Raw genomic sequence first — 12917 nt, forward strand, 5'->3', positions numbered from 1 at the left:
ATGAAAACACGAGAAGAGGCATTGGCCTACGGCTTAACATTCGCATATACGTACCAGGAAGCTCCTTTTCATGATCCAAACTGGCAGCTTATTAGGGTGAAACCTAGTAAGAAAGCTTTCTTGTGGACATATGAAAAGGACGGATACATTTGCTTAAATTTAAAATGTGACCCAGAGTGGAGAGATTTTTGGAGAAACACATACGCTGCAGTTCAGCCTGGGTACCATCAGAATAAGGAGCACTGGAATACTGTGATTTTGGATGGGTCCATTCCAGATGAGGATATCAAGAGAATGATAGCAGAAAGCTACGACCTTGTGACAGATTCTCCTTCAAAACGTATATACGAAGCTGTTAAAAGGATTCCTAAAGGAAAAGTGGCAACTTATGCTCAGGTAGCTGCCATGGCTGGAAATCCAAAGATGTGCAGGGCGGTTGGAAATGCCCTTCATAAAAATCCAGACTTTGAGAATATACCTTGCTATAGAGTAGTGAATTCCAGGGGTGAGCTAGCAGGTGAGTATGTTTTTGGTGGAGCCTGGGCTCAAAAAGAGCTTTTGGAAGCAGATGGAATAGAAGTAATAGATGGAAAAGTTGATTTGAGAATATATGGGGTTGAAATAGGGGAAGATAATGTTAACAAATAAAGAAATACTATAAGCTGCCCATAGGAGCGAATTTTATTTCTTATGGGAACAATACTGTAGTTGGAGTTGCATCTGCAATAACCAGTGCCTTGGCTAGGAAGATATTTGCCCGAGGTAAGGTACCATTTTATTGTTCTGCCTGGTCAAATATTCGTTCAGTAAGAAATGCAGTTAAAAGTGGATTTATTCCAGCATGGGTGGAGATGACTATAAAACCTACAGAGATAGTGGATGAGATGAATATGTAGATAGGAGAATGATTTTTGTATGGGGGATAAAATGAGTAAAATAATTGCAGCTTGTGGAAATGATTGTGCTGCATGCCCGCGATATATAGCACATCCTTATGAGAAGACTTATGAGGAGTTAAATCATACGGCAGAGCTTTGGATGAAGATAGGATATCGTGACCATGTGGTTACCAATGAAGAAATTAGTTGCACTGGCTGTAAGCCGGAAAATTGGTGCAGATATCATGTGGTGAAATGCTGTGAGGATAGAGAAATTCACACCTGTGCTGAGTGTGCAGAGTATCCATGCGATAATATGCGAGAATGTTTTGAGGTTACTAAGTCTTTTGAACCTAAATGTCGTGATGTGTGTACAGATGAAGAATATCAACAATTAAAGAAGGCTTTTTTTGAAAAGGAAGAGAATGTGAGGCAGAAATATGAAGACTTCAAAAGGAATTACTGGAATAGAAAATTTAACAGTAAATGGAACTGAATATGAAATCAAAAAGCTCTTAGGAAAGGGCAAGGGGGGATATTCATATTTAGCAGAAAAAGATGGCAAAGAATATGTTGTAAAACAGATTCATCATGAACCATGTTCTTATTATCAGTTTGGAGACAAAATTCAGTCTGAAATTAATGACTACAAAAGATTGTCAGCTATTGGAATTAAGATGCCAGCCATGCTTGATGTAGATGTGGATAATGAGCGCATCGTAAAAGAGTATATAGAAGGGGAAACAATTTATGACCTTGTTCTTGAAGATAATATGCAGGAGGATTACCTTGCGCAGATAGAATCCATGTGTAAACTGCTTTATCCATCAAACACTAATATAGATTATTTCCCAACCAATTTTGTAGTGAATAATGGTGAGATTTTCTATATCGACTATGAATGTAATGACTACATGGAGGAATGGAATTTCGAAAACTGGGGTGTAAAGTATTGGTCTAAAACACCAGAGTTTTTACAGTATGTAGAGGAACATAGCTGAAATATGGCGATAACGGGGGATTAATACAAATGGAAAATATAAATATCAGATTAGAAACAGAATCAGATTACAGGGCAGTTGAAGAGCTGACTCGTAATGCATTTTGGAATGTATATAAGCCTGGTGCAGATGAGCACTATTTTGTGCATACAATGAGAAATCATCCAGATTTCATACCTGAGCTTGCATTTGTGCTTGAAAAGGATGGAGAGATTATCGGAAATATCATGTACACCAAGGCTTGGCTGGAGAATGAAAACGGAAATAAGAAAGAGATAGTTTCCTTTGGCCCTTTATGCGTTTTGCCTGAGTATCAGAGATTGAAACTTGGCAAATTATTGATTGAGCATTCCTTTGAAGTGGCTCGAAAAATGGGATATGACGTGAATATTATTTTTGGAAATCCAGGCAATTATGTAGGTAGCGGATTTGTTAGCTGTAGAAAGAAAAATGTCAGCTGTTTTCAGAAAGGAAATTATCCAACAGCCCTTTTGGTGTGCGAGCTGGTACCAGGTGTCTTGGATGGACATGAATGGATGTTTATTCCAAGCACAGCTGCAGACTGTTGTGATGATACAGCTGCTGTAGAGGAATTTGATAAGACATTTCCAACCAAAGAAAAGAAATGGATGCCAAGTCATGAGGAGTTTTATATTTACAGTCATTCATCAGTTGTGAGGGAGTAGAAGTATAAGGGAGAAAAGAAATTGAAGACAGTTGTATTACTATATGAGACATGTTGTATTTATGAAATCGTAATTACGAATTACTTCCTTCAGTATACTGGACGAGAATTGGTCTTTGCGACTATAGATGGAAAGCCTGTTACAGCTCAGGAAAAGTTTTCACTGAACGCTACTTGTGCGTTAAAGGATATTAATCCAAAAGAGGTCGAACTGCTTTTAGTACCAGGTGGAGACATTTCTTCAATTGATAATGAAGAAGTATATTCATTTATTCGTGCAGTTGTGGAAAATAAGCAGTTAGTTGCAGGCATATGTAATGGCGTGGACGAACTGGAAAATGCTGGAATTTTAGAGGGAATAGAATCTACTCATTCAACTAATGAATCACTTGTTGTTGGCGAGCTTGTAATCACTGCAAGAGCAAATATGTATGTGGATATGGCTATTGCTATTGGAAAGAAGCTTAATCTCTTTGTGGATGAGGCAGATTTGCAGGAAACTATAGATTTTTGGAAGTTTCATAAGACATTATAATTGAAAAAAATCATAGTTCAGCTCCATTTACGGAATAAAGTATTGTATTAGTCAATTGTTACGTAGTCATTTTTGAAATAATGAAGTAATTATACTGATTACAGGAGTGAATTTACGGAACAATTTATAATTGTTGTCATTTTTTCCGTAGGAACTTTAATTCTAGATGGTTAAAACGTGGTAAAGCTTACGGAAAAAGAACTTGAATTGAATGAAATACCGTAATTTATGTTCATGTAAGGAGTACGACTACGGAATTTATTGGTTTTTGCTAGGGAAATACCGTAATCGATGCAGTTAAGGAGATAGCTACAATGAAAATAGAACACGTAGCAATGTATGTAAACAACCTTGAGGCCGCCAGAGATTTTTTCGTGAATTATCTAGGTGGAAAATCTAATGATGGCTACCACAATAAGAATACAGATTTCCGTTCTTACTTTATTTCCTTTGAGGATGGTGCAAGACTTGAAATCATGAATAAGCCAGGTATGGTTGATATTGACAAGCCGCTTAATAGAACTGGGTTGATTCATATCGCATTTTCGGTAGGAAGTAAGGAAAAGGTGGATGAACTGACAAGCAAACTAAAAGAAGATGGATTTGAAGTTATCAGCGGACCTCGCACTACAGGAGATGGCTATTATGAAAGCTGCATTGTGGGAATCGAGGGGAATCAAATCGAAATAACGGTTTAACGAACTACTAAAACTAAGGGGCAATAAATAGGAGAAGAGATTATGCCAAACGAAAATGGAACCTGGATAATGTATGGGGTTGAGTGGGATGACCCAGAGTGCCTTCATACTGTGGATGATGTAATTGAATATATTAATGAGATTGGTTTTTTGCCTTTATTCAAGAATGAGATTCCTGGTTTTTCACTGGAGGAGCGAACTGTTCCGGAGTATTGGTGGAGCGGAGATATGGAGGTTGATCCTTGGGAGTGGCGCGAGATAATTGCCCGCCGTGGAGAAGTTGCTTATGGCAAATTTTTCGATAAGAAGGCGGGATTTATTTCAAAAGAGTGGCTTCCATATTTTGCAAATTATAGACGTGATGGCTATGATTTTGACTCTCTTTGGGAGGATGGCAAAGCTTCTCGCAGACAGAAAAAGATAATGGATTTATTTGAGGAGAATGAGGAGCTCTACTCCAATGAAATCAAAAAGCTGGCAGGCTTCGGTAAAGGTGGAGAGAAGGGCTTTGATGGTACAATCACTGACCTTCAGATGAAGACATATCTTACTGTAAAGGATTTTCGCCAGCGTAAAAACAAACAGGGAGAAGCCTATGGTTGGCCAATTGCTATATATGCAACGTCAGAAAATCTTTTTGGCTATGACCATGTAAGGAGCAGATATAAAGAGAATCCATCTGATTCGAAAGAAGCTATAGCTGATCATATAAAGGATATATACCCCATAGCTACAGAGAAGCAGATTCAAAAAATAATTAAGTGATATAGAAAGGGGATAAAAATGGCGTTAATACAAGTAAACTACTTATCAAAAGCCTTATTCAGAGAGGTGCCTGTGAATGTGATACTTCCGGTGGATCGTTTTGATGCAGATACTAATAGATATCTAAATGGAAAAGATCGTAAGTACAAAACACTTTATCTCCTGCATGGTCTTTTAGGAAATTATACTGATTGGATTAGTCAGACCAGAATCCAAAAGTGGGCCGAAGAAAAGAATCTGGCGGTAGTAATGCCATCTGGTGATAATGCTTTTTATTTCAATTCCAGAACACCTTGGAATGATTATGGAACATTCATAGGAGAAGAACTGGTGGATGTAACCAGAAGAATGTTTCCGCTCTCTGAAAAGCGTGAGGATACATTTATCGCAGGTCTTTCTATGGGAGGATTTGGTGCACTTCGAAATGGTATCGTATATTCGAAGAATTTTAGTCATGTTGCAGGACTATCTTCTGCAGTGCATATTTTTGAGGATACCTCAGAGGAAGCAAATATTGGACTGTTTGATAACATAGAAGATGCTTCAAAGACCAACAAGAACCCTTGGGTGGCTGTAGAAGAAATGCTTTCTGAAAAGCGTCCTATTCCAAAGATTTATATGGCTTGTGGAACCAAGGATGACTTAATGCCAGCAAATATTTCTTTCAGAAATTTCCTACAGGAGAAAGGTTTTGAAGTAACTTGGGATGAAGATGATTACGGTCACGACTGGGATTTCTGGGATAGTCAGATTAAGAAAGTTCTAGATTGGTTGCCTTTGGAATAAAATACCTGGAGGAGAGTTGGAATCCTGATGGTACATTTGGACCAGAGAGATATATTGAAGTTCATGTGTGGAGTGATAGAGGAATAAAACTATGAGTATTACAGTAAATTTAAGATACAAAGGTGTAAATGGTGCAGCGAAGAAATTTGCTGAGGAGATGATTAGCAGTGGAACTGTTGATGCCATTAGAAATGAAAATGGGAATCTGCGCTATGAATACTACATTGCTTTGGATGATCCAGAGACTGTTCTTTTGATTGATAGCTGGAAGAACCAGGAATCAATAGACATACATCACGCATCCCCTATGATGGGCAAGATAATGGAGCTTAGAGAAAAATATGACCTTCATATGACTGTGGAGAGATATGTTTCGGATGATACTATGCCGGATAGAGATGAATCTTTCATAAGAAAATAATCAAGTGATAAAAAGGGACTAGAAGGAGAATAATGTTATGGCATCATGGATGGTACACCTTAGGATAGCAGATGAACTGCTGAACAGAATTGATGATTTGGATGAGACTGCTTTTGTATTGGGAAATATTGCTCCGGACAGTGGTGTTCCAAATGAGGATTGGTCGGTATTTACACCACCTACAAATGTAACTCATTTCAAGACAAAGCCAGAGGAGAGAACCTTTATTGACATAGATAAATTTATTACAGAATATTTCTCGTCAGAGGCAATAAATGGTTATACCCAAAAGGAATATTCATTTTTCCTTGGCTACTATACTCATCTTTTGACTGATATTGAGTGGTCAAAAATGGTTAGAGAAGAGGGAGTAACTGAAGAGAACGCTGCAAAGGAAGGCATGTCTTATCAGGACTTCATCTGGAAAAATAAGGAAGACTGGTATGACCTTGATTTCAGATATCTGGCAGACAATCCAGAGTTTAGAGCGTTTCGTATATACGAAGAAGCGGATAACATAACAAATGTGTTCATGGATATATTTGCTGAGGATGCTTTTGAAAATAGACGTGAATATATATGCGGCTACTATCGTAGTGATGATCATGGCGACCTTTATAGGGACTACAAATATCTCTCGAAAGAAAGATATGACAGTTTTGTAGATGAAACAGTTGGTATTATTAAGACATTAATTTAATGAATTACTAAAAGTAGAGGGCAGAATAATGAATAATACTTACAAAGAAGCACTAAAATTTTGGAATAATGCATTTGAAATGGATGAGGATGCAAAGAATGAATATAAGCAGGAGTATGATCCTGTGGATGGTTGGAAAGATTTATGTACATCAGCTAAACTGCAAAAAGTAATTATTGAACAACTTGCTGGTCAGAATAGAGTTTTGGATTATGGATGTGGCGAAGGCTGGGCTGGAATAACCATAAATAAGTCAGGCTGCAAGGATGTAACCTGTGTCGATGTAGGAAAAAATGCAATTGAACTTTGCAAATGCTTTATGAAACATTTCAACATAGAGAATGGTCTTAGAGCAGAATGTGTTTCAACTGATTGGCTAAAGAATGAACCTGCAGAATCATATGATGGCATCTTTTGCAGTAATGTTGTAGATGTTTTGCCAGCTGATATAGCTTTGGATATCATAAAGAATTTTGCTAGAATAACTACCAAGGATGCGAAAATCGTTATTGCTATGAATTTTTATGCTGAGCCTGTCAGTAAGCCAGAGAAAAAAATAGAATTCAAAAATGGGAATGAAATGTATGTAAATGGAATTCTCAGAATGACCTCAAGAACAGATGAGGAATGGTCGGAGATTTTTAGTCAGTTCTTTAATGTTGAAGAAGTAACATATTTCGCTTGGGATGGGGAAGACGAGGAAACACGAAGAATATTTTTTATGAGTAAAAAATAAGGAGTACACCATGAGCAGAGACACAAAGTATTTATTTGAGACAGAGAGATTAGGATTTCGTCATTGGAATGAGGAGGATGCGGAGGTCCTTTTTGGTATGGCAAAAGAGCCAGAGGTAGGACTTCCTTGTGGCTGGCCAGCACATACAAACATAGAAGAAAGTGTTAATGTAATAAATAATGTTTTCACTAATGCGGAAAACTATTGTCTGTGTCTGAAGGATACAGGCAAGCCAGTTGGTACAGCAGATTTAATGTTCCATTTTGACAATGATAATGAGTGCGAGTTGGGATATTGGCTTGGCAAAGAATACTGGGGACAGGGGCTCATGCCTGAAGCCTGTACAGAGCTATTGAGACGTGCCTTTGAAGATTTAAATGTTGAAAAGGTATGGTGTGCATACTATCAAGGCAATGAAAAATCTAAAAGAGTCCAGGAAAAACTTGGATTCAAATACCATGACACTCAGGAAAAAGTGAAGCTTCAGCTCTTAGACGAAGTTAGAACAAATATCATGAATCTGATGACAAAGGAAGATTGGTTGAAATTGGTTAATTGTTAGGAGTAAATTAATGGGATTTTTTTCAGAGATTGATGGAGAATTAAAACCATCCGATGATTATTTGGCAAACCATACACTGGAAGGCTATGAAGATGGCGATATGGAGCATGATGACTATGAGGTTGAAGATGATGATGTAGCCATGTCTGTCATGAGAAAATGCAAGGATTGCGGCAAGGCATTTACTTTGTCTGGCGCGATAAAGGATTTTGATTCTTATTTTGATGGCGAGTTTTTTTACATGGAAGAATTTGTTGGTCAGCTCTGTGGCAAGTGCGCCATAGCTGAGATAGAAGAGGAGTTTTAGGAAAAAGATTGGCTTAGCCGAAGGGGGGAATATGGAAATTGAGAAAACTAAAGGAGAAATAAAATGACTTGGAAAACAGTTAATATACATTTAATGAAAGGAAATGTTTTAGCTCCTTATTCTTTATAAATTAGCAAAGATTAAGGAGATTAAAATGAATACAAATAAAGCTAGAAATCAGATTACTAAACTATATTTTATTGATGGAATCGGGGGATTGATGATTGCTGGAGCCTCTTGGGTGGCATTACTTGCCGCAAGAGGATTTTCCACAGTTGAGATTGGATTATTTGAAAGCATATTTCATGTAGCGAGCATGATCTTTGAGGTGCCTTCAGGAGCAGTGGCAGACGTATTTGGACGTAAGAAGGTTATGATTACAGCCAGCGTAATGGCTATTATTTCATCCATCCTGATGATATTCACAAACACCTTCGCCGGTATATCAGTTGCTATGGTTTTTTCTGCCCTAAGCTACAACTTGGCATCAGGTACCAGAGAAGCGCTAGCTTACGACAGCCTAAAGGCAGCAGGCATTGAAAATGAGTACAGCAAGTTCGCTTCTAATGACATGGTGATTTATCGCCTAACCAGTTCATTGGGTACTCTTATGGCGGGAATAGCTCTAATGCTTGGATATAAGAAGGCGAATGCCTTGGACATCCTTATGGCCACAGCAGCAATCCTAATTGGAACCACACTGATGGAACCAAAGAGTGAGTTAAGCCATCACACCAGTGTCAGCGCCCGTTTTAAAGAGGTGGCTCTAGAGAGTGTCAGATTCATCAAAGAGAATCGTAAGGCAAGACTAATCATCATATTCAACGCATTTATAGGCGCAGTGGCGACACTTATAGTTTTCTTCTTACAGGCAAAATTGCCACAGCTTGGAATCAAAACTATCTGGCTTGGGCCAGCATTATTTTCAGTAGGTTTAGGTTCTGTCATTGGCGCAAAGGCAATAGAATACTGTACGTATTTACGATACAAGTATGTCAGCCTATTTGCCGTCATAGGAATCGCCATAGCCTTCGGCTCAATCTTCACAGGCAGTATTGCCCTGACGATGCTTGGTGCTTTCGTAGGAGGCTTTGCTGACAGCTTTATAGAAGTACGCTCAGATGTTGTATTAAACAATATGATTTCATCCAGCCAGAGAGCAACATTAATGTCTATCAATTCCTTCACTTTTTCCGTTATAATGATTATTTTGTCACCTGTTTTTGGATGGATTTTTTCTTAGGAGAATAAAATGGACAGACCGATTCTAAAAAACAAATTGTATCTCTATTTGACGGAGTTTTTTGCGGGGATGTCAGTAATGGCAGTAGAATTAGGCGCTAGTAGGTTACTGGCGCCATATTTCAGTTCATCACAAATTGTGTGGACTATTATCATTGGTACGATAATGATTGCTATGGCACTGGGAAATCTTTATGGAGGCCGTATGGCGGATAAGGACCCAAATCCTGATAAGTTATATAAGCGCATTATCATTGCTGCCATATGGATAGCCGCTATACCAGTTGTGGGAAAGTATGTTATTTTAGCTATATCTGCGTTGATAATCTTTACCGTAAATACGAATTTTCTTGTCATTGCAGGATTTGCAGCCTGCATGATTATATTCGTATTTCCGTTATTCCTTTTAGGTACAGTGACTCCATCACTGGTGAAGTTTTCTGTGGACAGTCTTGATGATAGCGGAAGTGTCGTTGGTAAGCTCAACGCAAGCAATACCATCGGAAGCATTATAGGCACCTTTGTTCCTACTTTTATAAGCATTCCTGCAGTTGGTACGGCCATCACATTTCTGATATTTGCAGGAATTTTGCTTGCGCTTTGTATAGTGTATTTTGTTAGTTCTAAAATAAATTTTTCTCAGGCCAAGAGGGTTCCTGCTAGCATTGTGATATTTTTAGTCTGCTGCCTTCTTGGTCATAGCAATAGCTTTGCATTTTGGCAGACTAATCTAACATATGAAGGTGAATCAATTTACAATTATCTTCAGGTTCACGAGGAGGGCAATCAGGTCATCCTTTCCACCAATGTTCTTTTTGGCGTCCAGTCGGTATATCAAAAGGACAAAGGTCCCACAGGTCTCTACTATGATTATGCTATGGCGTCACTTCCAATGGTAGGAACATCAGAACCTTTGAAAATTCTTATCTTGGGAAATGGCAGTGGAACCTTTGCAACTCAATGCGAGAGATATTACGATAACCTGGATATTACTGGTGTAGAGATTGACGAAAAGATTACGCAGCTTGCAAGGGATTATTTCGAGCTTCCTGAGGGTGTACCAGTAATCACTTATGATGGTCGAGCTTATCTGAATGCCTCAAAGGATAAATATGATGTGATTATGGTTGATGCATATCAGGATATAACCATCCCATTTCAGATGTCTTCCAAAGAATTCTTTCAATTGGTGGCAGATCATTTAGATGAAGATGGAGTGATGGTTGTGAATTTGAATATGCGTAGCAACTCACCAGGAAACATCAATGACTATCTGGCGGATACCATAGGGGCAGTATTTCCAAATATCTATACAGCCGAGGTACTGGGCTGCACTAACAGGATTTTATATGCCAGCTTCAATCCACAGATGGAAGAAAATCTGACTAAAGCCATTGATAAAGAAACAGATGCAGACTTGTTTTACATGATGTCTTTAGCACAGGTGGGCATGCAAAAATATAATCCAGGAAATCTCATTATGACTGACGATAAGGCTCCGGTGGAGCTCCTTGGAATGAAAGTTATAGATGAGTTGATTTCTGATGAGGTCGCATATTACAAAAAAATATTCAATGAAGAGGGAATAGAGGGACTTACTTCATTGATTTTAAGAGAGGTAAATTAATGATATATATAGGCTGTCACTTATCAGTGACTAATGGATATGAAGCAATGGGACGTCAGATGACTGATTTTGGCGGAAGCACCTTTGCTTGGTTTACAAGAAATCCAAGAGGTGGAAAAGCAAAGGATATTGAAGCCTCCGATGTTGAAAAGCTACAAGCGATTCTTGAGAAAGAGAAGTTTGGAACACTTGTAGCCCATGCCAGCTACACTATGAATCTTTGCTCGGCAAAGCCAGAGACCAGGGCTAATGGGCTTGATATGCTGCAGCAGGATTTACAGAGAATGGAGCAGGTTCCAAATCAGTATTACAATTTCCATCCAGGCTCTCATACAGGACAGGGTGCCGAGGTTGGAATTCATCAGATAGCAGATGGATTGAATCAATCCCTTTGGGCTGATATGAATACCACAGTGCTTCTTGAAACAATGGCTGGAAAAGGTTCTGAAGTTGGTAAGACCTTCGAAGAACTCCGAGAGATTATTGACCGTGTAGAGTTAAATGAAAAGCTTGGGGTATGTCTCGATACCTGCCACATCTGGGATGGTGGATACGATATAGTAAATGATTTAGATGGAGTACTGACTAAGTTTGATAAAGTGATTGGCTTGGACAGACTTAAGGCAATCCATTTCAATGACAGTAAGAATGAATGCGGTGCAGCAAAGGATAGACATGAGAAGCTAGGACAAGGTTGTATTGGTATGGAAGCTATGAAAAGAATTGCTCTTCATCCAGTCACCCAGAATCTTCCATTTATTCTTGAAACGCCAAACGATGATGCCGGATATATCGAAGAAATCGCAACAGTTAAAAGCTGGTTTTAAGAGGTTGAAAAACCTCTTAAATTTTTTCTTGACTCTAACGTTACGTCATACTTTATATTAAAAGCACACGGAGGGGCAGACAGCAATGATGACAGTAAATGAAGTTAGCAAAATAGCGGGAGTGAGTATACGCACCCTGCAATACTATGATCAGATTGGTCTTTTGAAGCCGGCAGAGTATACAGAATCTGGTTATAGACTGTATGACGATACAGCAATGGAGAGATTGCAGCAGATTTTATTGTTCAGAGAGCTTGAGTTTCCACTGAAAGAGATTAAGGATATGGTGGACAATCCTGATTTCGACAAGGAAAAGGTACTAGACCAACAGATAGAGCTTTTAACCTTGAAGAAGGAACACTTAGAAAACCTGATAGCTTTCGCCCGTGAGATTAAAACAACAGGAGGAAGGAAAATGGACTTTTCAGTATTTGATAATAGTAAAATTGAGGAATATGCAAAGAAGGCAAAGGAAGAGTGGGGCAACACAGCTGCCTATAAGGATTTTGAGAAGAAGTCTGCTGGCAGAACTAAGGAAGATGAGAAGCAGCTTTGGGCTGAATTCATGCAGCTTTTTGCAAAGCTGGGAGAGGTAAAAAATGATTCGCCGGATTCTGCCGCAGCACAGAGTATTGTAAAGGAGATTCAAAATTATATTTCTGAGAACTTCTACAAATGTGATAACAAGATCCTTCTTGGTCTTGGGCAGGCATACGCCAGCGGCGGAGAGTTTACAGAAAACATTGATAAGGTTGGCGGAGCGGGCACAGGAGCCTTCGCTTTCGAAGCCATAAAAGCATATTGTAAATAAGATTCATGGGGCTGTCGCACTAAGAAACTAGTGCGAGGCCCCTTTTTGTATGCGAAAATACTGTGTTTAACACAAAAATCGGGCTTCGAAAAGCCCGATTTTTGCTGTAAAATTAGTTTATGCTACTAAACAAAATCTTACAAGGAGATTATACTGTATCTTCCTTGTATCATCAAATCAAACTTCCGCTAGACATAGAAATATCCATTCCATCCGATGATCCGGTACGCCTGGTAAGTGCATTTGTGGAGGAAATGAATCTTTCTGATCTTTATGAGACTTATAACAGAATCAGAAAGAATCAGGCTACACCACGTCAGATGCTTAAGATTGTCA

At 38.7% G+C, this 12917-nt stretch carries 18 protein-coding genes and 1 pseudogene; all 19 read left to right on the forward strand.

From position 1 onward, the window contains the following. Positions 1 to 648: a methylated-DNA--[protein]-cysteine S-methyltransferase gene (locus BLP54_RS14415; protein ID WP_090170985.1), complete on the forward strand. Its 648-nt coding sequence runs from the start codon at positions 1 to 3 to the stop codon at positions 646 to 648. An 89-nt stretch (positions 649 to 737) separates the two neighbouring features. After that, the gene (locus tag BLP54_RS14420) at positions 738 to 896 is read left to right on the forward strand and encodes a hypothetical protein (protein ID WP_330386172.1); all 159 of its coding nucleotides are present in this window, start codon (positions 738 to 740) and stop codon (positions 894 to 896) included. 31 nt (positions 897 to 927) lie between these two features. Beyond that, the gene (locus BLP54_RS14425; protein ID WP_176754587.1) at positions 928 to 1374 is read left to right on the forward strand and encodes a DUF3795 domain-containing protein; all 447 of its coding nucleotides are present in this window, start codon (positions 928 to 930) and stop codon (positions 1372 to 1374) included. After that, positions 1319 to 1879: a BUD32 family EKC/KEOPS complex subunit gene (locus BLP54_RS14430; protein ID WP_090170991.1), complete on the forward strand. Its 561-nt coding sequence runs from the start codon at positions 1319 to 1321 to the stop codon at positions 1877 to 1879. The genes BLP54_RS14425 and BLP54_RS14430 overlap by 56 nt, the downstream gene beginning before the upstream one ends. 29 nt (positions 1880 to 1908) lie before the next feature. After that, positions 1909 to 2565: a GNAT family N-acetyltransferase gene (locus tag BLP54_RS14435; RefSeq protein WP_090170994.1), complete on the forward strand. Its 657-nt coding sequence runs from the start codon at positions 1909 to 1911 to the stop codon at positions 2563 to 2565. A gap of 21 nt (positions 2566 to 2586) precedes the next feature. Next, positions 2587 to 3099, forward strand: coding sequence for a DJ-1/PfpI family protein (locus tag BLP54_RS14440; protein ID WP_090170997.1), 513 nt, complete (start codon positions 2587 to 2589; stop codon positions 3097 to 3099). Positions 3100 to 3413: 314 nt separating this feature from the next. Continuing rightward, positions 3414 to 3797 (forward strand): VOC family protein, encoded by a 384-nt coding sequence (locus BLP54_RS14445; protein ID WP_090170999.1) that lies wholly within the window; start codon positions 3414 to 3416, stop codon positions 3795 to 3797. Positions 3798 to 3839: 42 nt separating this feature from the next. After that, positions 3840 to 4562 (forward strand): AlkZ-related protein, encoded by a 723-nt coding sequence (locus BLP54_RS14450; RefSeq protein WP_090171002.1) that lies wholly within the window; start codon positions 3840 to 3842, stop codon positions 4560 to 4562. A gap of 18 nt (positions 4563 to 4580) precedes the next feature. Beyond that, positions 4581 to 5348 carry an alpha/beta hydrolase gene (locus BLP54_RS14455; RefSeq protein ID WP_090171004.1) on the forward strand — a complete coding sequence of 256 codons (768 nt, stop codon included), beginning with the start codon at positions 4581 to 4583 and terminating at the stop codon, positions 5346 to 5348. Between the two features lie 91 nt (positions 5349 to 5439). Further along, the gene (locus BLP54_RS14460) at positions 5440 to 5769 is read left to right on the forward strand and encodes a putative quinol monooxygenase (protein WP_090171007.1); all 330 of its coding nucleotides are present in this window, start codon (positions 5440 to 5442) and stop codon (positions 5767 to 5769) included. A 37-nt stretch (positions 5770 to 5806) separates the two neighbouring features. Next, on the forward strand, positions 5807 to 6469 hold the full coding sequence (locus BLP54_RS14465; protein WP_090171010.1) for a zinc dependent phospholipase C family protein: 663 nt from the start codon (positions 5807 to 5809) through the stop codon (positions 6467 to 6469). Positions 6470 to 6497: 28 nt separating this feature from the next. Then, positions 6498 to 7205: a class I SAM-dependent methyltransferase gene (locus BLP54_RS14470; protein WP_090171014.1), complete on the forward strand. Its 708-nt coding sequence runs from the start codon at positions 6498 to 6500 to the stop codon at positions 7203 to 7205. A gap of 10 nt (positions 7206 to 7215) precedes the next feature. Beyond that, on the forward strand, positions 7216 to 7767 hold the full coding sequence (locus BLP54_RS14475; protein ID WP_090171017.1) for a GNAT family N-acetyltransferase: 552 nt from the start codon (positions 7216 to 7218) through the stop codon (positions 7765 to 7767). A gap of 10 nt (positions 7768 to 7777) precedes the next feature. Next, positions 7778 to 8074 (forward strand): hypothetical protein, encoded by a 297-nt coding sequence (locus tag BLP54_RS14480; protein WP_090171019.1) that lies wholly within the window; start codon positions 7778 to 7780, stop codon positions 8072 to 8074. Between the two features lie 154 nt (positions 8075 to 8228). Beyond that, entirely contained in the window at positions 8229 to 9317 is a 1089-nt protein-coding gene (locus BLP54_RS14485) for an MFS transporter (RefSeq protein WP_090171022.1), read from the forward strand. A 78-nt stretch (positions 9318 to 9395) separates the two neighbouring features. After that, the gene (locus tag BLP54_RS14490; RefSeq protein WP_330386173.1) at positions 9396 to 10943 is read left to right on the forward strand and encodes a spermidine synthase; all 1548 of its coding nucleotides are present in this window, start codon (positions 9396 to 9398) and stop codon (positions 10941 to 10943) included. After that, positions 10943 to 11770: a deoxyribonuclease IV gene (locus BLP54_RS14495; protein WP_090171028.1), complete on the forward strand. Its 828-nt coding sequence runs from the start codon at positions 10943 to 10945 to the stop codon at positions 11768 to 11770. The genes BLP54_RS14490 and BLP54_RS14495 overlap by 1 nt, the downstream gene beginning before the upstream one ends. A gap of 85 nt (positions 11771 to 11855) precedes the next feature. Next, a complete protein-coding gene (locus BLP54_RS14500) occupies positions 11856 to 12581 on the forward strand; it encodes a MerR family transcriptional regulator (RefSeq protein ID WP_090171031.1) in 726 nt (241 codons plus the stop codon). 119 nt (positions 12582 to 12700) lie between these two features. Further along, positions 12701 to 12917: pseudogene (locus BLP54_RS16415) on the forward strand (IS5/IS1182 family transposase); the annotation flags it as partial.

It is taken from the genome of Pseudobutyrivibrio sp. 49 (assembly GCF_900100545.1).
GTDB lineage: Bacteria > Bacillota > Clostridia > Lachnospirales > Lachnospiraceae > Pseudobutyrivibrio.

Bases quoted from the DNA above. Each gene is read 5' to 3' on its own strand.
- BLP54_RS14425 (WP_176754587.1), top strand. From the start codon at position 928: ATGAGTAAAATAATTGCAGCTTGTGGAAATGATTGTGCTGCATGCCCG.
- BLP54_RS14495 (WP_090171028.1), top strand. From the start codon at position 10,943: ATGATATATATAGGCTGTCACTTATCAGTGACTAATGGATATGAAGCA.
- BLP54_RS14465 (WP_090171010.1), top strand. From the start codon at position 5,807: ATGGCATCATGGATGGTACACCTTAGGATAGCAGATGAACTGCTGAAC.
- BLP54_RS14490 (WP_330386173.1), top strand. From the start codon at position 9,396: ATGGCAGTAGAATTAGGCGCTAGTAGGTTACTGGCGCCATATTTCAGT.
- BLP54_RS14460 (WP_090171007.1), top strand. From the start codon at position 5,440: ATGAGTATTACAGTAAATTTAAGATACAAAGGTGTAAATGGTGCAGCG.
- BLP54_RS14475 (WP_090171017.1), top strand. From the start codon at position 7,216: ATGAGCAGAGACACAAAGTATTTATTTGAGACAGAGAGATTAGGATTT.
- BLP54_RS14455 (WP_090171004.1), top strand. From the start codon at position 4,581: ATGGCGTTAATACAAGTAAACTACTTATCAAAAGCCTTATTCAGAGAG.
- BLP54_RS14450 (WP_090171002.1), top strand. From the start codon at position 3,840: ATGCCAAACGAAAATGGAACCTGGATAATGTATGGGGTTGAGTGGGAT.
- BLP54_RS14430 (WP_090170991.1), top strand. From the start codon at position 1,319: ATGAAGACTTCAAAAGGAATTACTGGAATAGAAAATTTAACAGTAAAT.
- BLP54_RS14415 (WP_090170985.1), top strand. From the start codon at position 1: ATGAAAACACGAGAAGAGGCATTGGCCTACGGCTTAACATTCGCATAT.
- BLP54_RS14445 (WP_090170999.1), top strand. From the start codon at position 3,414: ATGAAAATAGAACACGTAGCAATGTATGTAAACAACCTTGAGGCCGCC.
- BLP54_RS14470 (WP_090171014.1), top strand. From the start codon at position 6,498: ATGAATAATACTTACAAAGAAGCACTAAAATTTTGGAATAATGCATTT.
- BLP54_RS14480 (WP_090171019.1), top strand. From the start codon at position 7,778: ATGGGATTTTTTTCAGAGATTGATGGAGAATTAAAACCATCCGATGAT.
- BLP54_RS14500 (WP_090171031.1), top strand. From the start codon at position 11,856: ATGATGACAGTAAATGAAGTTAGCAAAATAGCGGGAGTGAGTATACGC.
- BLP54_RS14485 (WP_090171022.1), top strand. From the start codon at position 8,229: ATGAATACAAATAAAGCTAGAAATCAGATTACTAAACTATATTTTATT.
- BLP54_RS14435 (WP_090170994.1), top strand. From the start codon at position 1,909: ATGGAAAATATAAATATCAGATTAGAAACAGAATCAGATTACAGGGCA.